Origin of the sequence: Streptomyces sp. AF1A (genome assembly GCF_047340315.1) — a bacterium.
In the GTDB taxonomy this organism is placed as follows: Bacteria; Actinomycetota; Actinomycetes; order Streptomycetales; family Streptomycetaceae; genus Streptomyces.
Genome location: NZ_JBLEBI010000048.1, coordinates 1 through 25,475, shown reverse-complemented (window position 1 = coordinate 25,475; position 25,475 = coordinate 1). Strand labels below are relative to the sequence as shown.

Sequence of the window (25,475 nt, the reverse complement as noted above, 5' to 3'; positions counted from 1 at the left end):
CACAAAGGCAACGCGACTGACGGGGCATGGCGCAACACGCCTGTCGGTCGTGTGCTCCGCGCTGGGTGCGTTGACCATCGTGTCCGCGTCCTTGGCCCCCGGTGCCGCGGCCTCGGACGTTCGGTCGAAGCAGTGGTACCTGGGCGCGATGCAGGCCGACGACATGTGGAAGACGAGCACCGGTAAGGGGGTCAAGGTCGCTGTCATCGACACCGGCGTCAATCCGGCCACTCCCTCCCTGAAGGGGCAGGTGCTCGCTGACGAGGTTGCGAAGTCCGTGTCCTACCACGTCACCAAGGACTTCAACGGGCACGGAACCAGCATGGCCGAGTTGATCGCCGGAACCGGTGCCGGCGCAGGCGTAAAAGGACTTGCTCCGGACGCGAAGATCATCCCGTACCGCGTACAGCTCGACTCCCTGAAGGACAAGGCCGAGAAGGCCAGGACCGCGACTCTCGCTGCCGACATCAGGGCTGCCGCGGACAGCGATGCGAAGATCATCAACATGTCCATCGGTGGCCCCCTGTACGACTCGGAGGAGAAAGCGGCCGCCAAATATGCGGCCTCCAAGGGAAAGTTGCTGTTCGCCTCGGTGGGCAACGAGGCGCGGACGAAGAACAACCAGGTCGAATACCCCGCCTTCTACCCGTACGTCAACGGTGTCTCCGCCGCGGACCAGTCCGGCAAGGTCGCCAAGTTCGCGGAGCACGGCGAGTATGTCGACTTCGCGGCGCCGGGTGTCAACGTACCGGGGTGGTGCGACAACACGTTCAAGAAGTACTGCAGCACCGACGGGACCAGTGCCGCCTCCGCCATCGCCTCCGCTTCCGCCGCTCTCGTCTGGTCCGCTCACCCCGACTGGACCGCCAACCAGGTGCTCCGGGCACTGATCGATACGGCCGGGCGTACGTGGCCGAAGAACGAGCGCAGTCTCTATCTCGGCTTCGGCATCATGCGTCCACGCAAGGTCCTCGACGATCCGGGTATCAACCCCGGGCCGGCCAGAGTGGACCCGCTCGCTGCCGAGAACTCGGCGGGCGATGACGACACCTCAGCAACCCCTACTTCCTCGGCCTCCTCCAGCCGACCCGCAAAGGACGCGGGTTCCACCAGCGGCCCCACCTCCGCCGCTGCCAAAGACGCCAACTCCGGCAGCGACACGACAACTTGGGTGATCATCGGCGCCGTAGCGGCCGTACTAGTCATCGGAGGGGCCGGTTTCGGCGTGCTGCGTGCGCGTCGTAACGCCTGATCGATCTCCCCGTACAGCTGCTCGTTCGCCGAATGGGCAGAAGTCCGCTCGCCGCCTGCGCCGACGGTACAAGTCGGCACCCGGCGAGGTCAGTTCACAGAGAAAGGCATCGAAGTGGCGACAGGCACTCAGAAGGTCACCCGAGACCAAGTCATCGTTCTCGAGCGGCAGCTGAACACGCAGTTCGAGGACATCAAGGGCCAGCTCAAGCACCTGCAGGCGCTGATCGACTCGCTCGAGGGCCACTGGAAGGGCATCGGCGCCGGCGCGTTCAACGCCAAGCAGACCGAGATCAACGAGCGCATGGTCCGGATGGGTAACATCCTGGTCAAGTTCATGGACGCCATGAACACCACGATGAAGATCAGCGACCACACCGAGGACGAGGTCCGCGCCAAGGTCCACAGCATCGACGTGGACTACGGCGGCTCGCACTCGGCGCTGAACTCCCTCTGATCCCGGCCAGACCACCAACTTCTCAACAACGGAGGAACCATGGGCAGCCACAACAGTGGCGTGACAGAGGTCCACTACGACGGCCTCGACCACATCGCGACCCAGATCGGCCAGGCGGCCGAAAAGCTCGAGGCCAGCCTCGAAGCCATCAAGCACGGGGTCCAGAAGGTCTCCGGCATGTGGGAGGGCGAGGCCCACCGCGCGTACACCGAGCAGCAGGCCGCATGGGACCGCGAGGCCCGCGGCATCCACGAGGCCCTGGTCGCCATCGGCCACGCCGTGCACGCCGCCGGCGGTGACTACATGGGCGGCGACAAGAAGGCCGCCAGTTACTTCATGTAAGCGGCCGGACGATCGGCACGCTGCGGCAGCGGGGTGGGCACGCACGGAGGGTGCCCACCCGCTGTCGTGTCCGGGACAGACCCGGCACGGCGAGGCACGAGGAACCAGGACGGGGAATGCGCGCCCCAGGTAGCGCCGGCCTGGCACTCCTGCCCGTCCCTCGCCGTACACGGCGGCCCGGTGCTGGAGTGGCCGGTCCGCGCGCTCTGGGGGCGCCTTCGCCGAGACGCTGGCCTCGTGCAGGCCCAGGGCTTTCGTTCACGGGCGTGTTCCCTGCGGCCGTCCTGCTCGCCGCCGACGGGCCCATCCTGAGGGCGCTATTGGCTCGCGCCGGAACAACGGCGCCTTGACATCCAAGGCCTACGAGGTCGCGGGCGGCACGACGGATCTGGGCCGGAGTGCGGTCGGAGACCGACAAGGCCCGACCGGTGGCACGGGACGCGCCGGACGTCGGCTGAGGAGGAACAACGCCGCTCGCCGCAGAAAGCAGTGGCGTGACGTGCCACAAAAGAGGTGACTCAGGCGAACGCGGACATACGCGGGCATGAACCCAGGGACCAGCCGACGCGGCGCGAAGCATGGCCACTGAGGGGGCGCGGCGCGACACGCCTGTCGGTGGTGTGCTCCGCGCTGGGTGCGTTGACCATCGTGTCCGCGTCCTCGGCTCCAGGTGCCGCGGCCGCGGACGTCGGCTCGAAGCAGTGGGACCTGGGCGCGATGCAGGCCGGCGACATGTGGAAGACGAGCACCGGTAAGGGAGTCAAGGTCGCTGTCATCGACACCGGCGTCAATCCGGCCACTCCGTCCCTTAAGACGTCGTTTCTGATGGCGTGATCGCTCGTTGAGTCGTGCATGACGGATCTGGTGGAGCGGTTGGTACCGGACGAGTTGTGGACGCTGTTTCGGCGGGTGGTCCCGCCGACAGAGGTCATACGCCCGCAGGGCGGCGGCAAGCGGAGGGCCGGTGACCGCGAGTGCCTGGCGGCGATCATCTTCGTGGCCACCTCGGGCTGCACCTGGCGGCAGCTGCCGCCGGTGTTCGGGCCGGCCTGGCCCACCGTCTACCGTCGCTTCGCGCAGTGGAGCCGGGACCGGGTCTGGGCCAGGCTGCACCGCGTCATCCTCGACGGACTCGGCGCTCGGGGCGAGCTGGACTGGTCGCGGTGCGCGATCGACTCCGTCAGCGTCCGGGCCGCAAAAGGGGGCCACTGACCGGACCAAATCCGACCGACCGCGGCAAGCCGGGATCGAAAATCCACCTGATCACCGACCGAAACGGCGTGCCGCTGTCGCTCGGTATCTCCGGCGCCAACATGCACGACAGCCTCGGCCTGGAGCCGCTCGTCCGCGGGATCCCGCCCATCCGCTCCCGCCGCGGCCCGCGCCGCCGACGCCCGGCCAAGCTCCACGCCGACAAGGGCTACGACTACGACCACCTGCGGAAATGGCTTCGTGAGCGTCGCATCCGCCACCGCATCGCCCGCAAGGGCATCGAGTCCTCCACGCGGCTCGGCCGACACCGCTGGGTCGTCGAGAGAACGGTCTCCTGGCTGGCCGGATGCCGACGCCTGCACCGCCGCTACGAGCGCAAGGCCGAGCACTTCCTGGCCTTCGTCGGCATAGCCGCAGCCCTCATCAGCTACCGCCGACTCACCAACTGAAACAACGTCTAAGGGCCAGGTGCTCGTCGGCGAGGTCGCCGTCGGTTTCGGAGCCGACGGCAACCGTGCCTTCGCCACGGCTGGGAGCGGCCTGACCGGGTGCCCGGTCTCTGACCGTTGCGTCGACGAACTAGGCTTTCGGAACCTGCGCGGGCAGAGCCGCCTGAGAAGTGCAGCCCAGTTGCCTCGCCATGCCTCGCGAGAGGGAATTCAGTACGACCATCAGGTCCCTCCCTGTGGCCTTCGGGGACATCTGATCCGGTGCGCCGTAAAGGTATCCACGGACGTACGGAGTCAATTCCCCGCCCCCTCCCGCTGCGCGCGTCGGACACTTGAAGTAAAGGATGGCGCTGGTGCGGGCGTTCGTCTTCGCGTACAGGCCGATCGGATAGAACGTGATCCCCGCCGGTTCTCCTCCCGATGAGCCTTCTGTTTTCGGGCGGTCCTTCGCAGCGGAGAAGTCCACTTCGATCAAAGAGTGGCCTGTCTTGTCCCCCGCTATGAAGACGTCGCACTGGTTCCGCTCTGTCACGTCGTCATGGAGTGTACTGGCGGCTCGCTTCAGGGAGAACTTGTTGGAGTGTCCGGCATCGTCGGTGCCGGGCAGTTCGGAGAACTTGTCCGTGCCACCCATGCGTCGCAGTGCCGTCTTCGCCGACGAGTCCAGTGTGGCAGCGCAGACCTGCGAAGCGGTGAGGCTCGGCTCTCCCTCGTGCCCGCCACTTCCGCTGCACGCGGAGACGCTGAAGACGAGCACAGTGGCGGCCCATGCCGGGCCCAGGACTCCGAGTCTCTTCGTCCGGTTGCATGATGGTTCGGTTGCCTGCTGCACAGTTCAATCCTTGTGGGGAGTACGGCCTCGATAGTCGTTCTCGCTGGATCCGACTCCCAAATACGCGTTCTTGATGTCGTCGTTCCAGTTCTGGTTGTTGGCGATTTCTGCGGCTCTGGGGCTGTCTTTGATGTAGGTGTGATAGGCGAGACCCAGTTGATTCTCGCCCTTTTTGTAGAACTGGCTGCTGGTCAGCTGAGCCGCCTCTGCCGGATCTTGTTCTCTGTCGTCGACGCTTTTGTCGATCTGCTGACCGATGAAGGTGTTGAGGGCCTCGCCGGCGGTATCCGCGACGATCGGTGCGATGACGACCGCCGCAGCCGTGGACCCCGGCAGAGGAATGGCACCGATGCCGACTCCCACGGTCGTCCCGACACCCAACTTGATCCACTCGGCTGACCGGCCCAGTGACTTGTTGGCCTCGTCGGATCCCTCCTTGTACGTCGTCTCGGCCTGCTGGACGCGGGAGTTGTCGAGGATGCCACGTGCCTGAGCTCCTGCGGTCAGCGCATCGTGGGCATGCTCGATGTTGGCGTCGCTGCTTGGAGGGTAGGCATCGAGAGCGCTGAGCGTGTACAGGTGCTGGGCCGCCGTGACGGCACGGTGAGAGTTTTCATCCTGACCGAGTACGCTCAGGAAGTTGATTGCGCCTGCTTGGGTGAAGTTCGCGCGCCCGGCGTACTTCGCGGGGAAGGTGCCCGAATCCTTCTCGTACTCCCCGACACCAGACAAGTCGTGGTCGATGTCGTCGATATACGCGCCGGCCATCTTGCCCAGGCTGTCGGCCAGCTCAGGCTGACCGTGCAGCATATCGGGGCCGCTCTTGCTGCCGTAGAGGTACGACACCTGCTCCATTACCCCTGCGGTCAACGCGGTGCGGTGCTCGCCGCCGGCTTTGATCTGATCCGCGGTGGCGTCGTAGGCGAAGCCCGTTGTGGCTGCCTCCAAGGCGTGACCGAGTGAGTTTCTTCCGGCCACGTAACCGTGCTTGCCCTCGAGGGTGATGTCGGCAGTCCAGACACGTTCCTTGGTCAAATACTTCAAATGCTCGTTGACCTCGGAGGCCTTGTTGACGGTGTCACCCGCGCCGTCAGGCTGTGCGAAGAACTGCGTCGCCGCGTCCGGGTTGTGCCCCAGCGCCTCCAGGAAGCCGGTCACGGGATCGCGGCCACGGTCATTCTTGTAGCCCCAGTAATTGAGGTCGCCCTGGTTGCTGTTGTTGACCCAGAGGTTGATGCCCTCGCCGTTCACCTTCTTGTCGTACGCCAGAAGCTTGTCGCCGTAGTCGTTGAGGAACTGGTCGTCGTAGTCGCCGAAACGCATGAGGTTGCTCATGACGGCGTAACCGGTCGGATTGCTCGCGTCGTCGATACCCAGCTGATCGGGACCGAGCTTGATGATCTGCTTCTCCCAGCTCTGCATCTTGTCGCTGTCGGAGAGCGTGGCAAGACCGATGGTGGTGCCGAGGTTCTTCTGGAGCTGCTTGGCCTGCTTGGCGCGGTCGGGGTCGTACGTGCCCTGGTACGGATCGGCGATACCGGCCCAGAAGGTGAGCACTTTCTTGGGGCCGACCTGGGTGGCGAACTCCTCCGCGAAGAGAGGATCGTTCTTGTACTTGGCCAGCATGGAGTTGAGCGAGGCGAGCTCTGTATTCGTGACGTCGTGCGGATTCTTGGCGAGAATCCTGGCCATCCGGTCGGCGTCCGCGACAGCCTTGGCGGCAGCGTCACGGTTCTCGTAATGAGCATCGGAGAAGCCGTACTTGGCTTGGTCCACGATAAGCCTGAGTGCCTTCGCCGCGGTGTTGTCGCTCTCCGTGGCCTTGCTCAAAATGCGCTGGATCTCGTCCCGCAGGTCGTCCACGTCCTGCTGGCTGGTGGCGCTCGTGTTGCCGCTGGGGTCGGAGGCCCAGTCCGGGCGTGTGTTGCCGGTGACGGAGAAAGTGCCGTGGCCGGTGTCGATGACCGTGAGGTTCTTCTTGTCGCCCCGCGCGATGGCCTCGGTCAACTGCGTGTGGTAATCGATGAGTTCGCCGCGCGTGTCCTTGAGGATGTTGGTGATCGTGTCCGCCTGGGTGTGGGCGTCCGCGAACTCCTGGGCGGTCTTGTCGATGAACTCGCGGCTCACCTTGGCGTTGACGCCGTTCCAGCTCGCCTTGTCCGCCTTGCCCTTGAGGTTCTTCTTCGCGTCCTCTTTCAGAGTCGCCAGATTCTCGGTCATCTTTTCCCAGTCGGTGATGGCCTCACCGAGCTGCGAGAAGTTGCCGTGGCGCAGTGCGTCCAGATCCATCGCCGTCAGCCGTCCTTCCGCTCGTCGAAGCCCTTGTCCAGCTGGGAGATGCTGCTGATCGTGCCGCCGATGTAGGACTCGTCCGCCGCGTGCTGGTTCTTGGTGTAGCGCATGTGGTTGGAGATGTGAGCGCAGGCGTCGAGCAGGGTCTGCGCCTGGTCGACCCAGTGCTCGGCGACGTGGTCGAGGGCGGAGCCCAGAGCGAAGCCCTGGCTCTTCAGGCCTCCGGCCGCCGTCATGGAGGCGATCCGGGCGTGATCGCTGAACCGACCGAACTCCTGGAACAGCTCGTGCGCGGCCGACCCGATCGCGGCCAGGTCCGTCTGGTGCACGGTGAGATCACCGCGCGTGCTCTCACCACCTCCGCCGCCGGCCGGGGCCAGCTGGTTCAACTGCATGTGCGCCGACCGGCCCTTGGCGGCCTCCGCCTTCAACTGCTCCCACTCGTCCCACGCCATGCGCGGTGCCTCCCCGTTGTCCCCGTGCCCCCGCCCTCGGGCGGGAGTTGCGTCAAGCCTGCGATCCTGCTGTACCTCAGTACTCCACATCCACCAACCCCGTCTGGACCAACGGCTTCCCCCGCTTTCGCGACACGAAGATTCCCCGGCCCGCGGGCATCGGACGGGGCCGTACGCCGCCGAGGATGTCGCCCTCGGTCGGGTCGCCGGCGAGGACGATGCCCTGGGAGCCGAGTTCCTTCATGCGCTGCAGGAACGGCTCGTAGGAGGCGCGGCTCGCGCCGGCGGAGGAACGGGCGATGATGAAGCGGACGCCGACGTCGCGGGCGAACGGGAGCAGTTCCGTCAGGCCGCTGAGCGGGTTGCCGCTGGAGGTCGAGACGAGGTCGTAGTCGTCGATGACGACGAAGACCTGCGGGCCCCGCCACCAGCTGCGGTTCCGCAGCTGCTGCGGGGTGACGTCGGCGGTCGGTGTGCGGCGCTGGATGAGGTCGGCCAGCGCCACCATGTGGTGGTCCATCTGGCTGGACATCGGGATGTACTCCGCCAGGTGCGAGGCCGGCGTGACGTCCAGCAGGGAGCGGCGGTTGTCGACGACGAAGAACTTCGCCTCGTCGCCGCCGTACCGCAGTGACAGCTGCTTGATCAGCAGCCGCAGCAGGTTGGACTTGCCGGACTCGCTCTCGCCGAAGACCAGGAAGAACGGGTCCTGTTCGAAGTCGAGGAAGACCGGCTCCAGGTTGTCCTCGTCCAGCGCGAACGCGACACCGCGCCGTGGGAAGCGGTCGCCCGGCGGCAGTTGTGCGGCCTCCAGTTGGCGGGGCAGCAGGCGTACCTTCGGCGCGCCCGGTGCCTGCCAGTGGCGGCCGACCTCGGTGGTCAGCGCCGCCGTGGCCTCGGCCAGGTCGGTGTCGGAGGACAGGCCGTCGATGCGCGGGACCGCGGCCATGAAGTGCAGCTTCTGCGGGGACAGGCCGCGGCCGGGGACTCCGGCGGGGACGTTCGCCGCCACCTTGCGGTCGATCTCCGAGTCCATGACGTCACCGAGCCGCAGCTCCAGGCGGTTCATCAGGTGGTCCTTGAGGTTGGCCCGGACCTCCATCGAGCGCGAGGCCGTGATGATCACGTGGACGCCGTAGCCGAGGCCCCGTGCGGCCAGGTCCAGGACCACCGGTTCGAGGGCCTCGTAGTCGGTGCGGAAGGTGCCCCAGCCGTCGATGACGAGGAAGACGTCGCCCCAGGGCTGGTCCGTCACCGAGATGTCGCCGCGGGCGCGGCGGGCGCGGAAGTCGGCGATCGAGGCGATTCCGGCGGAGCGGAAGTACTCCTCGCGGCTGGTCAGAACGCCGTAGACCTCGGAGACCGTGCGGCGCACGCGTTCGGGGTCCAGACGGGAGGCGATGCCGCCGACGTGCGGGAGGCCGTCGACCGCGGCCATGCCGCCGCCACCGAAGTCCAGGCCGTAGAACTGCACCTCGTGCGGGGTGTGCGTGAGCGCGAAGGAACAGATCAGGGTGCGCAGCAGCGTCGACTTGCCGGACTGGGGGCCGCCGATGATCTGCATGTGGCCCGCCGCGCCGGAGAAGTCGAGCATCAGGCGGTCGCGGCGCTGTTCGTACGGCTTGTCGACCAGCCCGGCCGGGACGACCAGGCGGCCCGCGCCCTCGTAGCCGGGCTGGGTCAGCCCGCGGCCCTGGACCGCCGCCAGGCCGGGCAGCAGGGCGTCCAGCGACGGCGGGCTCTCCAGCGGCGGCAGCCACACCTGGTGGGCGGCCGGGCCCTGGGCCTCCAGCCGGCGCACGATCACATCGAGGACCGTGTCGGCCAGCGCTTCGTCGACCACGGGCTCCGATTCCACGCGCTGCTGCGGGACGGCCGTGTACTGCACCGGCACCTCGGTGGCGGTGAACAGCACCGGCCGGCGGTCCACCGGCAGCTGACCGGCGGACAGGGGCACGCGCTGCCCGCCCGAGCGGTAGACGCCGGAGACGTAGGCCGCCTTGAAGCGGACCATCTCGTCGGTGCCGTACTTCAGGAAGCCGGAGCCGGGGACGTTGGGGAGTTCGTAGGCGTCGGGCACGCCGAGGGCGGCCCGCGACTCGGCCGCGGAGAAGGTGCGCAGACCGATCCGGTACGACAGGTAGGTCTCCAGGCCGCGCAGGCGGCCCTCCTCCAGGCGCTGCGAGGCCAGCAGCAGGTGCACGCCCAGCGAACGGCCGATCCGCCCGATCTGCACGAACATCTCGATGAAGTCCGGCTTCGCGGTCAGCAGCTCGCTGAACTCGTCGATCACCAGGACCAGGGAGGGGATCGGCTGCAGCGGGGCCCCGGCCGCGCGCGCCTTCTCGTAGTCGTGGATGTTGGCGTAGTTGCCGGCGTCGCGCAGCATCTCCTGGCGCCGGTTCAGCTCGCCGCGGATCGAGTCGCCCATGCGGTCGACCAGGGTGAGGTCGTCCGCGAGGTTGGTGATGACGGCCGCCACGTGCGGCATCTGCGCCATGCCGGCGAAGGTCGCGCCGCCCTTGAAGTCGGCGAGGACGAAGTTCAGCGTCTCCGAGGAGTGCGTGACCGCGAGGCCCAGCACCAGGGTGCGCAGCAGCTCCGACTTGCCCGAACCGGTGGCGCCGACGCACAGGCCGTGCGGGCCCATGCCCTCCTGGGCGGCCTCCTTCAGGTCCAGCATCACCGGCCGGCCGTCCTCCCCGACCCCGATCGGGACCCGCAGCCGTTCCGCGAGCGCACGCGGCCGCCAGGTCCGCTTGGTGTCGACCGACGCCGCGTCGCCGAGGCCGAGGAGGTCGGTGAACTCCAGGTTGGCGAGCAGCGGTTCGTCGTCGTCGCCGCCGGACGCCACGCGCAGCGGGGCCAGTTGGCGGGCCAGCGCCTCGGCGGACGGGTGGGAGAGCGCGTCGGGAGTGCCCTCGTAGACCTCGCCGTGCCCCGACTCCAGGCGCATCAGACCAGGTTGTACGACGACGGACAGGTCGCCGCCCGCGGTCGTCAGCTCGCCGGGTACGACCTCGACGATCGTGACGCCCTGCAGGCCCTCGGGGTTGGCGAGCACCGAGTCCGGCAGCAGGGACAGCTCGTCCAGGACGAGCACGATGTGCGGCTGGTCCAGCAGCGGCGCCGCGCCGGGGTGGAAGCGCGGGCGGCCGGTCAGCCGGGTGGCCAGCAGGTCCTCCAGATCCCGCGGGTCGCCGCCGATGAGCCGCCGGCTGCCCGCGCCGTCCACCGCACCGGACGCCTGCACGTGCGGCAGCCACTTCGCCCAGTCCCAGTGCGCCAGCGCCTCCCGGCCCGCGGCCACCGCGATGACCAGGTCCTCGGGGGAGTGCAGCGAGGCCAGCGAGCCGACCAGGGCGCGGGCCGAGGCCCGTACCGACTCCGGCTCACCGCTGACCGTGACGTGGTAGAAGGCGCGCAGCGACACCGCCATCGGCAGATCGCTGACGGTGCCGTGGGCGGCCACGAACCGCTGCATCGCCCCCGCGGTCAGCGGCTCCAGCTGCTCGACGGGAGCCGTCTGCGGAGCGACCAGCGGCGTCGCCAGCGGCTGCGGACCCAGGCCGATGCGCACATGCGCGAAGTCCTCGTCACCGGGCCGCCGTTCCCACACCCGGCTGCCCTCGGCGACCAGCGCCCACAGCTGTTCGGGCGAGGGGTGCAGGTAGTACTGCGCGTCCCGCTGCGCCTTCGCCGTCGCCACGGCCGCCCTGCGGGTCTGCGACAGATAGCTGAGGTAGTCGCGGCGCATGTCGGCCAGTTGGCTCTGCGAACCGCGGCGGAAGCGGACCACCATCGCGATGGACATCGCCACCGTCGAGGCGATCATGACCATGCCCATGATCTTCATGAACGGCTGACCGTTCGTGAAGAAGAACACCACCGACCCGCCCATGCCCAGCGTGGGCAGGAGCTGCATCAGCACGCTTTCCTGAGGCCCCCGCGGCAATTCGGGCGGTGGCTGGACAACGACCTCTTCCGTGGGCACTTCGGACGGCAGCGCCCTCGGGGGGCGCTTGACGACAATCTGGCTCACCGCTCACCAATTCCCTTGCCCGACCCAGGCGTTCCGCCCGCCGCCCCGTGTCCGGCGAGCGCAGGCCGCCGCGTGATCCTACTGAGTTCACGCGGAGCGGGTGAGCGGTAGGGTGCCGGATGTTCGCGTTGGCACACCCCGAGCGGGCGGGACGCAACCGGGCAAACCCCTCCATGTCGAGGCGGAAAGAGCCCGGAATCCCGGCGCACGGCACCCGTGCCTCCGGGGCACGGAGTGCACCGGCACGAGACCTTCACGAAGTAGACGCACCACCACCACTGAGGGGGAGCAGCAGGTGAGCATGACGGCCGCCGCCACCGGCGGACCCGGGACGGGAGCGCCTTCCGGGTCCGGCACCGGACTCGGCTTCTGCCGGGTCACCATCGTCGCGCCGGACAGCCGCATCGACGTGGCGCTGCCCGACGACGTCCCGGTCGCCGACCTCTGTCCGGAGATCCTCCGGTTGTCCCAGCAGAGCCCCGAGGCGGGCGCCCCGGTCGGCTACCACCTCGTCCGCACCGACGGCATCGTGCTGGACAGCGCCCGCTCCTTCGCCGCCCAGCGGATTCTCGATGGTGAACTGCTCATCCTGCGGCCGTTCGCGGAGTCCCTTCCGCCGGCCGTCGTCGACGATGTCGCCGAGGCCGTCGCCTCCGCCGTCACCACGCAGCACAAGCTGTGGAGCGGCGACCTGACGCGGGCCGCGGGCCTGGTCGGTGGCGGTGTGCTGCCGGCGCTGCTCGCGTTCGTCGCCTGGACCGCCGACCCGGGCCACGACATGCACGGTCTGGCGGGCATCCTCGCCGCCGTCACCGGCATCCTCCTGGTCGTGCTCTCCGCGGTCCGCGCCCGCGTCTACGACGACCGCGGCTCGGCCGTCGCCCTCGGCCTCGGCGCGCTGCCCAACATCGGCGTCGCCGGCAGCGGGCTGCTGCCGCTGAGCGGCGGGGAGGGCATCGGCAGACTGCAGTTCCTGCTCGCGTGCGCGGCCGTCCTCGTCGCCGCCCTGATCCTCACCCTGTGCTCCCCGCAGGGCGACGGCCCGTTCGTCGCCTTCGTGTTCGCCTCGGCGGTCGCCTTGGTCGTCGTCTTCGTCGCGACCCTCACGCACTGGTCCGCGACCGAGATGGCCGGAGTGTGCGCGCCCGTCGCGGTCGGCGCCCTCGCCTTCCTGCCCGGCATGTCCATGCGCTTCGCCCGGCTGCCGATCGGCTTCGAGAACCCCAGCGGCAACGCCCCCCGGTCCGGCTACGGCACCGAGTCCGCAGGGCAGGAGTCCGTGGACACCGAGCGCATCGGGGCGCAGGCCCGGCGCGGCCACGAACTCCTCGTCGGGCTGGTCGGCGGCTGCGCGCTGCTCGCCGTCGGCGGCTCGGCGGTGCTGGGCTTCTCCGACGACGTCTGGGCCCAACTGCTGGCGCTGGCCACCGGGGTGGCGATGCTGATGCGCGCCGGCCTGTTCCGGTACACCGCTCAGGTCGCCCCCGTCCTGGCCGCCGGCCTCGCCGCGCTGGTCCTGCTGGGCCTCGGCCTCGCCCTCAACCCGCCGCAGGACGTGATGCGCGCGGCCCTCACCGGCGACCGCACCGACCTCGACATCCGCACCATCTGGCTGATCGCGGCCATCGCCGTGGCCACCGCCGTGGTGACGGCCCTGGGCCTGATCCTGCCGCGCGGCGGACTGACCCCGTTCTGGGGCCGCTTCCTGGAGATCTGCGAGGGCTTCGTGCTGTTGACGCTGATCCCGCTGACCCTCGCGGTCTTCGACGTGTACGCGACCGCGCGGGCCATGACCAGCAAATGAGCCGCACGGGGTGCCACCGGGACGCGCGGCCCGGCACCACCCCGAGCAGGGCGGCTCACCGGCCGTAGAGACCCTCGCTGGGGGCATCCCTCACCGCCTGGGCGGGAGAAGGGATTCCCCCGGCGCCCTCCGGACGGCCCTGCGCGTGCCTCGTTGCCGGTGTGCCGACGTCTGCCGGGCGCGGTCTCGTCGCCGGTGTGTCGGCTCTTGCCCGGCCGTGCGTGGGTCTCGTTTCCGGTGTGCCGGCTCTTGCCCGGCTGTACGCGGGTCTCGTTGCCGGTGCGCCAACTCCCGCTCTGCGCGTGCCCCGTTGCCGGTGCGCCAACTCTTGCCCGGCCGTGCGGGTGTCTCGTTGCGGGTGTGCCGGTCCCTGCCCCGCCCTGCGCGTGCGTCGTTGCCGGTGTGCCGGTCCTGCCCCGCCCTGCGCGTGCCTCGTCGCCGATGCGCCAACTCCCGCCCCGCCCCACCCTGCCCTGCTCGCCGCCGGGGCGCCTCGGCCTCGTCCACGCACCCGGGAAGACCCGCCCTGGCGCAGTCGCCCACGATCCGTTCCGCCACGCCCGAAAGGACCCCTCAGCGTGAGCTTCGGCCCGCCCCCGTCCATGTACACGCAGTCCGCGCTGGCGGCCGACCAGTCGCGGACCAGGCGCCGCAGACGCGTCCTCGGCGTGGGCGCCGGGGCGGTGGCCGCCGTCGTGTGCCTCGTCGCGGGTCTGCTCTGGTACCACTCGGGCGACGGGGCGAAGGGACGGACCGACGCCAAGGCGGTCCGGCAGGCCGCGGACGCCGTACGTGAGAGCGTGGAGCGGGCACCCGTCTCTCCGGAGGGACAGGTCGTCGTCCAGCACAACGAGGGCGGTCTCACCGGCAAGCAGCAGCGGTTCGCGCCCGCCACCTGGGCGACGCGCAAGATCGTCGCGCGCGCCCTCGCCGACCGGATCGAGGGCTACAGGATCGAGCCCTATCCCGACTGGCATGCCACGGCATGGACCCTGAACCTGGGCGGCCACGTCTGCGCCGTCAGCCGCGACGTCACCGCCGACGACCGGACCGCCGTCGTCGTCGAGCGCGGGCACGCCGACTCCCCTCGGAACGGCGTCTGCGACGAGGTGCTCGGTGCTCGGTATCGGCACCGCCGGACTGAAGCACTGACCGCGAAACCCGGACGCGCAACACTGACCCGCGGACCAGGAACTCAGGCGCTGGCCCCCGAACCGGGACTCAGGCGCTGGCGCCCGAACCGGGACTCAAGCACGGAAACGCCGAAGGGCGGCACGCGCGCGTGCCGCCCTTCTCGCCCGCCGTCACTCCCCGGGCCCGCCGCCGTGCTCCGCCGGCTTCAGATCGAACTCCCCGTCCCGGGCCCCCAGGACGAACGCCCGCCACTCCGCCTCGGTGTAGCGCAGCACGGTGTCCGGGTCGAGCGAGGACCGCATCGCGACCGCGCCGCCGGGCAGGTACGCGATCTCGACGCGCTCCTCGTGCTCCTCCGTGCCCGGGGCGCAGTGCCACTCGACGCCCGAGATGTCGAGCCCGTACAGCTCGTCCCGCTCCCGTTCCTTGCGCGCCTTGATCTCCGCTTCGGTTTCCGCCATCGTGCAGCGACCCCTTCCCGACGTCACGTACGGTCCCGGCGCTCACCCTAGTGGCCGCCCGGAGCCGGGGCGGGCGGTTCGCCGGCGGGGGAAAGGCGCCGGCAACCTCCTGGTACCCTGTGTGACGGCCGTTTGTGTACGCACCCCCGGAGCCCTCAGCGAAGGCTCTGGAGGCCGCGCCCAGCGGATCCCGCCTCCCGAGTAACGGAAGCTCCCCCGAGATGAAGACCGGGGGCACTCGGTGGCAGTCACGGACAACGAGGAGTACGCGTGTCGCTCGACGCCGCTACGAAGAAGCAGATCATCGCCGAGTTCGGTACCAAGGAGGGTGACACCGGCTCCCCCGAGGTCCAGGTCGCTCTGCTGTCCCGTCGGATCTCCGACCTGACGGAGCACCTCAAGACCCACAAGCACGACCACCACTCCCGCCGCGGTCTGCTGATCCTGGTCGGTCAGCGCCGTCGCCTGCTGCAGTACCTGGCGAAGAAGGACATCCAGCGCTTCCGCGCGCTGGTCGACCGCCTGGGCATCCGCCGCGGTGCGGCGGGCGCCAAGTAGGACACCGTGAAGGGAGCGGTTCCCGAGACGATCGGGGGCCGCTCCCTTTGCCGTACGTGCGGAAACATGCGGAGTGTCACTCACGCTTTGTAGTGTGGTAGCACAACGCAAGACGCACGACACAGTACGAGGAGAAGCGCGCCTCGCCGCCGCCGGTCCTCGGTAGTGGCCCCCGGGGGAGCGAACCCCGGGTGCTTCGATCGAAGACCGGCCCGCACCAGAAGGAGCGCTTCTCCACCACCGTCCCCCTGCCACACGGGCAGCCCGGGACGAGGACGAGGAGAAAACGCTAGTGGAGAACGAGACCCACTACGCCGAAGCCGTCATCGACAATGGCGCCTTCGGCACCCGTACCATCCGATTCGAGACGGGCCGCCTGGCCAAGCAGGCCGCCGGCTCCGCCGTGGCGTACCTGGACGACGACACCATGGTGCTGTCGGCCACCACCGCCTCCAAGAACCCCAAGGACCAGCTCGACTTCTTCCCGCTCACGGTGGACGTCGAGGAGCGGATGTACGCCGCCGGCAAGATCCCCGGCAGCTTCTTCCGCCGTGAGGGCCGCCCCTCCGAGGACGCGATCCTCACCTGCCGGCTCATCGACCGCCCGCTGCGCCCGTCCTTCAAGAAGGGCCTGCGCAACGAGATCCAGGTCGTCTGCACGGTCATGGCGCTCAACCCCGACCACCTGTACGACGTCGTGGCGATCAACGCCGCGTCCGCGTCCACGCAGCTGGCCGGCCTGCCCTTCTCCGGCCCGATCGGCGGCGTCCGCGTCGCGCTGGTCCGCGGCCAGTGGGTCGCGTTCCCCACGCACACCGAGCTCGAGGACGCCGTCTTCGACATGGTCGTCGCGGGCCGCGTCCTGGAGGACGGCGACGTCGCGATCATGATGGTCGAGGCCGAGGCCACCGACAAGACCATCAAGCTGGTCGAGGGCGGTGCCGAGGCGCCGACCGAGGAGGTCGTCGCCGCCGGTCTGGAGGCCGCCAAGCCCTTCATCAAGGTCCTGTGCCGCGCCCAGGGCGACCTCGCGGCCAAGGCCGCCAAGCCCACCGGCGAGTTCCCGATCTTCCTGGACTACCAGGACGACGTCCTGGAGGCCCTGACCGCGGCGGTCAAGCCCGAGCTCGCCCAGGCGCTCACCATCGCCGGCAAGCAGGAGCGCGAGGCCGAGCTGGACCGCGTCAAGGGTCTCGCGGCCGAGAAGCTCCTGCCGGAGTTCGAGGGCCGCGAGAAGGAGATCTCCGCCGCGTACCGCTCGCTGACCAAGACCCTGGTCCGCGAGCGCGTCATCAAGGAGAAGAAGCGCATCGACGGCCGCGGTGTCACCGACATCCGCACCCTGGCCGCCGAGGTCGAGGCCATCCCGCGGGTGCACGGTTCCGCGCTGTTCGAGCGTGGCGAGACCCAGATCCTGGGCGTCACCACCCTCAACATGCTCCGCATGGAGCAGCAGCTGGACACCCTCTCCCCGGTGACCCGCAAGCGCTACATGCACAACTACAACTTCCCGCCGTACTCCACCGGTGAGACCGGCCGCGTCGGCTCCCCGAAGCGCCGCGAGATCGGCCACGGCGCCCTCGCCGAGCGCGCCCTCCTGCCGGTGCTGCCCTCGCGCGAGGAGTTCCCGTACGCGATCCGTCAGGTGTCCGAGGCCCTCGGCTCCAACGGTTCGACGTCCATGGGCTCGGTGTGCGCCTCCACCATGTCGCTGCTGAACGCCGGTGTGCCGCTGAAGGCCCCGGTCGCCGGTATCGCCATGGGCCTGATCTCCCAGGAGATCGAGGGCGAGACGCACTACGTCACCCTCACCGACATCCTCGGCGCCGAGGACGCCTTCGGCGACATGGACTTCAAGGTCGCCGGCACGAAGGACTTCGTGACCGCCCTCCAGCTCGACACCAAGCTGGACGGCATCCCGGCCTCCGTCCTCGCCGCGGCCCTCAAGCAGGCCCGCGACGCGCGCCTGCACATCCTCGACGTGATGATGGAGGCCATCGACCGGCCCGACGAGATGAGCCCGCACGCCCCGCGGATCATCACCGTCAAGATCCCGGTCGACAAGATCGGCGAGGTCATCGGCCCCAAGGGCAAGATGATCAACCAGATCCAGGAGGACACGGGCGCCGAGATCACCATCGAGGACGACGGCACGATCTACATCGGTGCCGCCGACGGTCCCTCGGCGGAGGCCGCCCGCGCCACGATCAACGGCATCGCCAACCCGACGATGCCCGAGGTCGGCGAGCGCTACCTGGGCACGGTCGTGAAGACGACCACCTTCGGTGCGTTCGTCTCCCTGCTGCCCGGCAAGGACGGTCTGCTGCACATCTCGCAGATCCGCAAGCTGGCCGGCGGCAAGCGCGTGGAGAACGTCGAGGACGTCGTCGGCGTGGGCCAGAAGGTCCAGGTCGAGATCGCCGAGATCGACTCCCGCGGCAAGCTGTCCCTCGTCCCCGTGATCGAGGGCGAAGAAGGCGGCAACGACGAGAACAAGGACGACGCCGACCAGTGACGTCCCGTAGCTCGAAGGCGACGGCCCGCCCCTCCTCGGAGGCGCGGGCCGTCGCCCGTACCCAAACCCTCATCAAGGGCACGGGCGGCATCGGCACCGTGCGCAAGACCACCCTCCCCGGCGGTCTGCGCATCGTCACCGAGACCCTGCCCTCGGTGCGCTCCGCCACCTTCGGCATCTGGGCGCACGTCGGCTCCCGCGACGAGACCTCGGCCCTGAACGGCGCCACGCACTACCTGGAGCACCTGCTCTTCAAGGGCACCTCCAGGCGCAGCGCCCTGGACATCTCCTCCGCCATCGACGCCGTCGGCGGCGAGATGAACGCGTTCACGGCGAAGGAGTACACGTGCTACTACGCGCGCGTGCTCGACACCGACCTGCCGCTCGCCATCGACGTCGTCTGCGACATGCTGACCGGCTCGCTGATCCTCGAGGAGGACGTCAACGTCGAGCGCGGCGCGATCCTGGAAGAGATCGCGATGACCGAGGACGACCCGGGCGACTGCGTGCACGACCTGTTCGCGCACACGATGTTCGGCGACAACGCCCTCGGCCGCCCCGTCCTCGGCACCGTGGACACGGTCAACGCCCTCACCGCCGACCGCATCCGCCGCTTCTACCGCAAGCACTACGACCCGACCCACCTCGTGGTCGCCTGCGCCGGCAACATCGACCACAACAAGGTCGTACGACAGGTCCGCGCGGCCTTCGAGAAGGCGGGCGCCCTCAAGGAGCCCGGCGCCCAGCCCGTCGAACCGCGCGGCGGCCGCCGTACGATCCGCGCGTCCGGCAAGGTGGAACTGCTCGCCCGCAAGACCGAGCAGGCCCACGTCGTGCTCGGCATGCCGGGCCTCGCCCGCACCGACGACCGCCGCTGGGCCATGGGCGTGCTCAACACCGCCCTCGGCGGAGGCATGTCCTCCCGGCTCTTCCAGGAGGTCCGGGAGAAGCGCGGCCTCGCCTACAGCGTGTACTCGTACACCTCCGGCTTCGCCGACTGCGGCCTGTTCGGCGTCTACGCCGGCTGCCGTCCGAGCCAGGTGCACGACGTGCTGAAGATCTGCCGCGACGAACTCGACCACGTCGCCGCCAACGGCCTGTCCGACGACGAGATCGGGCGCGCCATCGGCCAGCTCCAGGGCTCCACCGTGCTGGGGCTGGAGGACACCGGCGCGCTGATGAACCGTATCGGCAAGAGCGAGCTGTGCTGGGGCGAGCAGATGTCCGTCGACGACATGCTGGCCCGGATAGCCGCGGTGACCCCGGACGAGGTCCGCGCGGTCGCCCGCGACATCCTGGGACAGCGCCCGTCGCTGTCGGTCATCGGCCCGCTGAAGGACAAACAGGCCGCACGGCTGCACGACGCCGTCGCCTGACCCCCTCCGTCGTCGGATTCGCTAGTCGTAAGGAAGCAACACATGAGCAAGCTGCGCGTGGCGGTCCTCGGAGCCAAGGGCCGGATCGGGTCCGAGGCGGCCAGGGCGGTCGAGGCCGCCGAGGACATGGAGCTGGTCGCCGCCCTCGGGCGGGGCGACAAGCTGGAGTCCCTGGCGGAGACCGGTGCCCAGGTCGCCGTCGAACTGACCACCCCCGGCTCGGTCATGGGAAACCTCGACTTCTGCGTGCGCCACGGCATCCACGCGGTCGTCGGCACGACCGGCTGGACCGAGGAGCGCCTCGCGCAGCTGAAGGGCTGGCTCGCCCAGTCCCCGCAGACCGGCGTGCTCATCGCCCCGAACTTCTCCATCGGGGCCGTGCTGACCATGAAGTTCGCCCAGCTCGCCGCGCCCTACTTCGAGTCCGTCGAGGTCGTCGAGCTGCACCACCCCAGCAAGGTGGACGCCCCGAGCGGTACGGCCACGCGCACCGCGCAGCTCATCGCCGAGGCCCGCCGCGCGGCCGGCACCGCCCCGGCGCCGGACGCCACGGTCACCGCCCTGGACGGCGCGCGGGGCGCCGACGTGGACGGCGTCCCGGTGCATGCCGTCCGTCTGCGCGGCCTCCTGGCCCACCAGGAGGTGCTGCTCGGCGGCGAGGGCGAGACCCTCACCATCCGCCACGACTCCCTGCACCACAGCAGCTTCATGCCGGGCATCCTGCTCGGCGCCCGCCGCGTGGTGACCACTCCCGGCCTGACCTTCGGCCTGGAGCACTTCCTGGATCTGAACTGAGACAGTCCCTGCGATGCGCGCGAAGATCACCTACCTCGTCACGGCCGCCGTCCTGGTCTTCTACTTCGCCCTGGTCGGCAGCCGCGGCGTGATGCTCATCCAGTCCGGCACGGCCCTCACCGTCACCTTCGGGGTCGCGGTGCTGATCCTGCCGGTCATCGGACTGTGGTTCCTGTGGAAGAACACCCAGTTCGTCCGCAACGCGAACCGGCTCGCCGCCGAGCTCGACGCCGAGGGCGGCCTGCCCGTGGACGAGCTCAGGCGCACCCCCAGCGGCCGGATCGACCGCGACTCGGCCGACGAGGTCTTCGCCAAGCGCAAGGCCGAGACCGAGGCGTCCCCCGACGACTGGCGCTGCTGGTTCCGGCTCGCCGTGGCCTACCACGACGCCCGCGACACCCCCCGCGCCCGCAAGGCCATGCAACGGGCCATCGCTCTGCACGACGGCAGGCCGACACGGGCCTGAGCGCCCCGAAGGGGCACCATGACGAAGCCGCGGCGAGGGGCGGCCGCGCACCCCCGGCGCGGCGCCGGTTCGGCGACGTCAGCCGCGTCCGCACTCCGCCGCCCACGCCTCCACCATGTCCGCGGCCCGGTCGAACGCGGCCGGGCGTCCCAGGAAGTCCAGGGTGTGCGTGGTCAGCAGCGGTGGCGTGTCCGCGGGGGCCCGGTCCTTACGCAGGAGCGCCAGCGCCTGCCCCTGCACCGTGCGTGGCAGCCCCAGCCAGCGCACCGGTTGCTGCACCGTCCGCACCGAGACCACGCGCGCCCACGGGACCGTACGCGTCGTGAGGAAGCCCACCTGGCGCAGCCCGCGAGCGCTCACCCACACGCCCATGCGCAGCAGTCGCAGCGCGCCCACGATGATCAGCAGACCCCCGCCCAGAATCGTTCCGGCAGAGGACAGCGAGCCGGTCAGGGCGGTGAGCACGGCCGCGAACATCACGAACGAGGCGAGCAGCAGCCACAGCGCGGCCAGGCCCACCCGCCAGGGCCCGGGCCGGTAGGGGCGCCGCCAGCGGTCCCGGTCGTCATACGGGAGTGCGCTCTCGGAGGCCGCCTCGAAGGTGCGGTCGGCCGTCAGGAAGGGCAGGGGCACGGCTGGTCCTCACTCGGTCCTTGCGGGGCTGTGCGGTGAGGCTATCCGGCCAGGTTTCCGCTCACCAGCCCTGAGCGGCCGGAAGGGTCAGCGACCCTGCGACGCCTGGGACTGCTGCGCCGGCGGACTGGACGGCGTGGACAGTGCCGGCATGCCGAGGATCAGGGAGCCCACGAGCCCGGCCACGACGGTCAGACCCAGCAGCCAGCGCCCGGCCGTCTCATGGAAGGACGCGCGCCGCCGCGGCGGGGGAGCCACGTTGCTGCGGAACCCGTCGGCTTCGGCGAGGAAGGCAAAGGGCACGGGCTCGCCGCGGGACCCTCCCTGCGGCGGCTGGGGGAGGAACATTGCTCTTGCCTCTCCTTTCCGGCTTTCGTCTCGAACGTGGGGGCTTCACCTGTACAGACGCTCGAGTGACACAAAAGGTGCCCATGTCCGAAAAAATCACGGGTGCGTTTTGTGAGGCGAGGTGCTGCCAGGGCCCCGGCGGGTGCCCCGTAAGGTGGGCGCGAACCACAAGTGATGGGAAGGACCCAGACCCCCGTGACCACGCCCGAGTCGCTCACGTTCCGCAGCGACGTCACCGTCGAGCTGGTGAAGTCCAGCGCGTCGGACGCAGACGTCCTCTTCGCCGCTCGCGTCTCCACCGCCGGCGAGCAGTCCCTGGACGAGCTGAAGAAGGACCCCGAGCGCTCCAAGGGCCTGATCAACTTCCTGATGCGCGACCGGCACGGCAGCCCGTTCGAGCACAACTCGATGACGTTCTTCATCAGCGCCCCGATCTTCGTCTTCCGCGAGTTCATGCGGCACCGGGTCGGCTGGTCGTACAACGAGGAGTCCGGCCGTTACCGGGAGCTCCAGCCGGTCTTCTACGTCCCCGGCCCCGACCGCAAGCTCGTGCAGGAGGGCCGACCCGGCAAGTACGTCTTCGTCGAGGGCACCCCGGCCCAGCACGAGGCCGTGAGCAGCACGCTGCGGGAGTCGTACGAGCAGGCGTACGCGGCCTACCAGAAGATGCTCGCCGAGGGAGTCGCTCGCGAGGTCGCCCGTGCGGCCCTCCCCGTCGGCCTGTACTCCTCGATGTACGCCACCTGCAACGCCCGCTCCCTGATGCACTTCCTCGGCCTGCGCACCCAGCACGAGCTGGCCAAGGTGCCCTCCTTCCCGCAGCGGGAGATCGAGATGGTCGCCGAGAAGATGGAGGCGGAGTGGGCGAAGCTCATGCCGTTGACGCACGCCGCCTACAACGCGAACGGGCGTGTGGCCCCGTGACGAAGCTCTGTTCCCCCAGCGGGAACGGGTGTCCGGATCAGCCTCGCGAAGTGTCCGTATTGCGGCATTTGGAGAAGTTCATCTAGCCTGATCAGACGGACCCGGCACTGCTTGAACCCCCGAGCAGGCAGTGCCGGGCTCCACATTTGTCCTGACTTACCCGGCACCCCAAGGGCAGACCCCGGATTGAGCACCGAGTAGCGTGTTACCCATGGCTCCGACCTCGACTCCGCAGACCCCCTTCGGGCGGGTCCTCACCGCCATGGTCACGCCCTTCACGGCGGACGGCGCACTTGACCTCGACGGCGCGCAGCGGCTCGCCACCCACCTGGTGGACGCGGGCAACGACGGCCTGATCATCAACGGCACCACCGGCGAGTCCCCCACCACGAGCGACGCGGAGAAATCGGACCTCGTACGAGCCGTCCTGGAAGCCGTCGGCGACCGCGCCCACGTCGTCGCCGGCGTCGGCACCAACGACACCCACCACAGCATCGAGCTGGCACGCGAGGCCGAGCGGGTCGGCGCCCACGGCCTGCTGGTCGTCACGCCGTACTACAACAAGCCCCCGCAGGAGGGGCTGTACCGGCACTTCACGGCCGTCGCGGACACCACCGGGCTGCCGGTCATGCTCTACGACATCCCCGGCCGCAGCGGCGTCCCGATCAACACCGAGACGCTCGTCCGCCTCGCCGAGCACCCGAGGATCGTCGCCAACAAGGACGCCAAGGGCGACCTCGGGCGCGCGAGCTGGGCCGTCGCCCAGTCCGGTCTCGCCTGGTACTCCGGCGACGACATGCTGAACCTGCCCCTGCTCTCCGTGGGGGCGGTCGGCTTCGTCTCGGTCGTCGGCCACCTGGTCACCCCCGACCTGCGTGCCCTCGTCGACGCGTACGTCTCCGGTGACGTCGTCAAGGCCACCGAGATCCACCAGAAGCTGCTCCCGGTCTACACCGGCATGTTCCGCACCCAGGGCGTCATGACCACCAAGGCCGCGCTCGCCCTGCAGGGCCTGCCCGCCGGACCGCTGCGCCCGCCCATGGTCGAGTGCTCGCCCGAGGAGATCGCGCAGCTCAAGATCGATCTTGCCGCCGGCGGGGTACAGCTCTAGACAACAGACTTCGCACCACCCGAGCCCGGCCGGCTCCACAGACTTCACAACTGAAGAACAACCGCATACGCGGGCCACCGGTGCCCGCACCCCACAACGACAACTGCTTCCGCACGAACGTCATGCGCGCCACGTGCCGTACCGGTACGTGGCGCGCATGGTTGAGGAGAGTCTTTTGAGTCATCCGCATCCTGAACTCGGTCCGCCCCCGCCGCTCCCCGAGGGCGGCCTGCGGGTCACCCCACTCGGCGGCCTCGGTGAAATCGGCCGGAACATGACGGTCTTCGAGTACGGCGGCCGCCTGCTGATCGTCGACTGCGGAGTGCTCTTCCCCGAGGAGGAGCAGCCCGGAATCGACCTGATCCTGCCGGACTTCTCGTCCATCCGGGACCGTCTCGACGACGTCGAGGGCATCGTCCTCACCCACGGTCACGAGGACCACATCGGCGGCGTCCCCTTCCTGCTCCGCGAGAAGCCGGACATCCCGCTGATCGGCTCCAAGCTGACCCTCGCCCTCATCGAGGCCAAGCTCCAGGAGCACCGGATCCGCCCGTACACCCTTGAGGTGGCCGAGGGGAACCGCGAGCGCATCGGCCCCTTCGACTGCGAGTTCATCGCCGTCAACCACTCCATCCCGGACGCCCTGGCCGTCGCCATCCGCACCCCGGCGGGCATGGCGGTGCACACCGGCGACTTCAAGATGGACCAGCTCCCGCTGGACAACCGCCTCACCGACCTGCACGCCTTCGCCCGGCTGAGCGAGGAGGGCATCGACCTCCTGCTCGCCGACTCCACGAACGCGGAGGTCCCGGGCTTCACCGCGCACGAGCGCGACATCTCCAACGTGCTGCGCCAGGTCTTCGCCGGCGCCCGCAAGCGGATCATCGTGGCGAGCTTCGCCAGCCACGTCCACCGCATCCAGCAGATCCTGGACGCGGCCCACGAGTACGGCCGCCGGGTCGCCTTCGTCGGCCGGTCCATGGTCCGCAACATGGGCATCGCCCGCGACCTCGGCTACCTGAAGGTCCCGCCGGGCCTGGTGGTCGACGTCAGGACGCTGGACGACCTCCCCGACGACGAGGTGGTCCTGGTGTGCACGGGATCCCAGGGCGAGCCGATGGCCGCCCTGTCCCGCATGGCGAACCGCGACCACCAGATCCGCATCGTCGAGGGCGACACGGTCATCCTCGCCTCCTCGCTGATCCCCGGGAACGAGAACGCGGTCTACCGCGTGATCAACGGCCTGACCCGCTGGGGCGCCAACGTCGTCCACAAGGGCAACGCCAAGGTGCACGTATCCGGCCATGCGTCTGCGGGCGAGCTGCTGTACTTCTACAACATCTGCCGCCCGAAGAACCTGATGCCGGTCCACGGCGAATGGCGCCATCTGCGTGCCAACGCCGAGCTGGGCGCGCTGACGGGCGTCCCGCACGACCGCATCGTCATCGCCGAGGACGGCGTGGTGGTGGACCTGGTCGAGGGCAAGGCCAAGATCTCCGGGAAGGTCCAGGCCGGTTACGTCTACGTCGACGGCCTGTCCGTCGGCGACGTCGGCGAGCCGGCGCTCAAGGACCGCAAGATCCTCGGCGACGAGGGCATCATCTCGGTCTTCGTGGTCGTGGACTCCTCCACCGGCAAGATCACCGGTGGTCCGCACATCCAGGCCCGTGGCTCCGGCATCGAGGACTCCGCCTTCGCCGACGTCGTCCCGAGGATCACGGATGCCCTGGAGCGCTCGGCACAGGACGGCGTTGTGGAGCCCCACCAGCTGCAGCAGCTCATCCGGCGCTCCCTGGGCAAGTGGGTCTCGGACACCTATCGCCGCAGGCCGATGATCCTGCCGGTGGTCGTGGAGGTGTGACGCCCCGTCGGCCCCTGACCGACGCGCACCGGGAGCGGGGCGCCTCGATTTGCATCGAGGCGCCCCGCTCCAGTACGTTTACGGCTCTGCCCGACAGGGAACCCCAGCACTTCACGCGCTGGACACTGGTGCCCGGAGCGGGTGGAAAAGCCGGCTC

Annotated in this window: 20 protein-coding genes and 1 pseudogene; 14 read left to right on the top strand and 7 right to left on the bottom strand. The window is 69.4% G+C overall.

Going from position 1 to position 25,475, the window contains the following annotated elements:
- Window positions 1–40 precede the first annotated feature (40 nt).
- From ACLU3S_RS16215 to ACLU3S_RS16195, 5 genes and pseudogenes are all read left to right on the top strand, one after another.
- On the top strand, window positions 41–1,252 hold the full coding sequence (locus ACLU3S_RS16215) for a S8 family serine peptidase (protein WP_413952567.1): 1,212 nt from the start codon (window positions 41–43) through the stop codon (window positions 1,250–1,252).
- Window positions 1,253–1,366: 114 nt separating this feature from the next.
- On the top strand, window positions 1,367–1,708 hold the full coding sequence (locus ACLU3S_RS16210) for a WXG100 family type VII secretion target (RefSeq protein WP_413952554.1): 342 nt from the start codon (window positions 1,367–1,369) through the stop codon (window positions 1,706–1,708).
- A 39-nt stretch (window positions 1,709–1,747) separates the two neighbouring features.
- The gene (locus ACLU3S_RS16205) at window positions 1,748–2,050 is read left to right on the top strand and encodes a WXG100 family type VII secretion target (RefSeq protein WP_413952553.1); all 303 of its coding nucleotides are present in this window, start codon (window positions 1,748–1,750) and stop codon (window positions 2,048–2,050) included.
- A 618-nt stretch (window positions 2,051–2,668) separates the two neighbouring features.
- Window positions 2,669–2,863 (top strand): annotated as a pseudogene (locus tag ACLU3S_RS16200) (sortase-dependent protein); the annotation flags it as partial.
- Window positions 2,864–2,902: 39 nt separating this feature from the next.
- Window positions 2,903–3,711, top strand: a protein-coding gene (locus ACLU3S_RS16195) for an IS5 family transposase (RefSeq protein WP_413952552.1) whose coding sequence is annotated in 2 segments (ribosomal slippage) — window positions 2,903–3,250 and window positions 3,253–3,711 — 807 coding nt in all. Because the reading frame shifts where the segments join, the coding sequence is not laid out codon by codon here.
- Between the two features lie 130 nt (window positions 3,712–3,841).
- Here the strand turns inward: ACLU3S_RS16195 and ACLU3S_RS16190 are convergent.
- The 4 genes from ACLU3S_RS16190 to eccCa all read right to left on the bottom strand — a co-directional run bounded on the left by ACLU3S_RS16190 (window position 3,842) and on the right by eccCa (window position 11,332).
- Window positions 3,842–4,345 (bottom strand): hypothetical protein, encoded by a 504-nt coding sequence (locus ACLU3S_RS16190; RefSeq protein WP_413952551.1) that lies wholly within the window; start codon window positions 4,343–4,345, stop codon window positions 3,842–3,844.
- Window positions 4,346–4,546: 201 nt separating this feature from the next.
- On the bottom strand, window positions 4,547–6,832 hold the full coding sequence (locus ACLU3S_RS16185) for a hypothetical protein (protein WP_413952550.1): 2,286 nt from the start codon (window positions 6,830–6,832) through the stop codon (window positions 4,547–4,549).
- A gap of 5 nt (window positions 6,833–6,837) precedes the next feature.
- Window positions 6,838–7,290 carry a hypothetical protein gene (locus ACLU3S_RS16180; protein ID WP_413952549.1) on the bottom strand — a complete coding sequence of 151 codons (453 nt, stop codon included), beginning with the start codon at window positions 7,288–7,290 and terminating at the stop codon, window positions 6,838–6,840.
- A 76-nt stretch (window positions 7,291–7,366) separates the two neighbouring features.
- Window positions 7,367–11,332 carry a type VII secretion protein EccCa gene (eccCa, locus tag ACLU3S_RS16175; protein ID WP_413952548.1) on the bottom strand — a complete coding sequence of 1,322 codons (3,966 nt, stop codon included), beginning with the start codon at window positions 11,330–11,332 and terminating at the stop codon, window positions 7,367–7,369.
- Between the two features lie 301 nt (window positions 11,333–11,633).
- On the opposite strand from eccCa, the gene eccD reads away from it, so the two are divergent.
- Entirely contained in the window at window positions 11,634–13,136 is a 1,503-nt protein-coding gene (gene eccD / locus ACLU3S_RS16170) for a type VII secretion integral membrane protein EccD (RefSeq protein WP_413952566.1), read from the top strand.
- Between the two features lie 1,304 nt (window positions 13,137–14,440).
- Here eccD and ACLU3S_RS16165 read toward each other — a convergent pair.
- Window positions 14,441–14,731, bottom strand: coding sequence for a DUF397 domain-containing protein (locus tag ACLU3S_RS16165; protein ID WP_413952547.1), 291 nt, complete (start codon window positions 14,729–14,731; stop codon window positions 14,441–14,443).
- Between the two features lie 270 nt (window positions 14,732–15,001).
- On the opposite strand from ACLU3S_RS16165, the gene rpsO reads away from it, so the two are divergent.
- The 5 genes from rpsO to ACLU3S_RS16140 all read left to right on the top strand — a co-directional run bounded on the left by rpsO (window position 15,002) and on the right by ACLU3S_RS16140 (window position 20,441).
- The gene (gene rpsO, locus ACLU3S_RS16160; RefSeq protein WP_003997419.1) at window positions 15,002–15,289 is read left to right on the top strand and encodes a 30S ribosomal protein S15; all 288 of its coding nucleotides are present in this window, start codon (window positions 15,002–15,004) and stop codon (window positions 15,287–15,289) included.
- A 292-nt stretch (window positions 15,290–15,581) separates the two neighbouring features.
- Window positions 15,582–17,804, top strand: a complete 2,223-nt coding sequence (locus ACLU3S_RS16155) for a polyribonucleotide nucleotidyltransferase (RefSeq protein ID WP_413952546.1) — start codon at window positions 15,582–15,584, stop codon at window positions 17,802–17,804.
- Window positions 17,801–19,180: a M16 family metallopeptidase gene (locus tag ACLU3S_RS16150; RefSeq protein ID WP_413952545.1), complete on the top strand. Its 1,380-nt coding sequence runs from the start codon at window positions 17,801–17,803 to the stop codon at window positions 19,178–19,180. Before ACLU3S_RS16155 ends, ACLU3S_RS16150 begins: the two co-directional genes overlap by 4 nt.
- 42 nt (window positions 19,181–19,222) lie before the next feature.
- Window positions 19,223–19,975, top strand: a complete 753-nt coding sequence (gene dapB, locus ACLU3S_RS16145) for a 4-hydroxy-tetrahydrodipicolinate reductase (protein ID WP_413952544.1) — start codon at window positions 19,223–19,225, stop codon at window positions 19,973–19,975.
- 13 nt (window positions 19,976–19,988) lie between these two features.
- On the top strand, window positions 19,989–20,441 hold the full coding sequence (locus ACLU3S_RS16140; protein ID WP_413952543.1) for a hypothetical protein: 453 nt from the start codon (window positions 19,989–19,991) through the stop codon (window positions 20,439–20,441).
- A 78-nt stretch (window positions 20,442–20,519) separates the two neighbouring features.
- Here the strand turns inward: ACLU3S_RS16140 and ACLU3S_RS16135 are convergent, their stop codons facing one another.
- Together ACLU3S_RS16135 and ACLU3S_RS16130 are read right to left on the bottom strand one after the other, a co-directional pair.
- On the bottom strand, window positions 20,520–21,074 hold the full coding sequence (locus ACLU3S_RS16135; protein WP_413952542.1) for a hypothetical protein: 555 nt from the start codon (window positions 21,072–21,074) through the stop codon (window positions 20,520–20,522).
- An 87-nt stretch (window positions 21,075–21,161) separates the two neighbouring features.
- Entirely contained in the window at window positions 21,162–21,422 is a 261-nt protein-coding gene (locus ACLU3S_RS16130; protein WP_413952541.1) for a hypothetical protein, read from the bottom strand.
- Window positions 21,423–21,596: 174 nt separating this feature from the next.
- On the opposite strand from ACLU3S_RS16130, the gene thyX reads away from it, so the two are divergent.
- The 3 genes from thyX to ACLU3S_RS16115 all read left to right on the top strand — a co-directional run bounded on the left by thyX (window position 21,597) and on the right by ACLU3S_RS16115 (window position 25,318).
- Window positions 21,597–22,346, top strand: coding sequence for an FAD-dependent thymidylate synthase (gene thyX / locus ACLU3S_RS16125; RefSeq protein WP_413952540.1), 750 nt, complete (start codon window positions 21,597–21,599; stop codon window positions 22,344–22,346).
- Between the two features lie 211 nt (window positions 22,347–22,557).
- Entirely contained in the window at window positions 22,558–23,457 is a 900-nt protein-coding gene (dapA, locus tag ACLU3S_RS16120) for a 4-hydroxy-tetrahydrodipicolinate synthase (protein ID WP_413952539.1), read from the top strand.
- 175 nt (window positions 23,458–23,632) lie between these two features.
- Window positions 23,633–25,318 carry a ribonuclease J gene (locus tag ACLU3S_RS16115; protein WP_413952538.1) on the top strand — a complete coding sequence of 562 codons (1,686 nt, stop codon included), beginning with the start codon at window positions 23,633–23,635 and terminating at the stop codon, window positions 25,316–25,318.
- The last annotated feature ends 157 nt before the right edge of the window (window positions 25,319–25,475 follow it).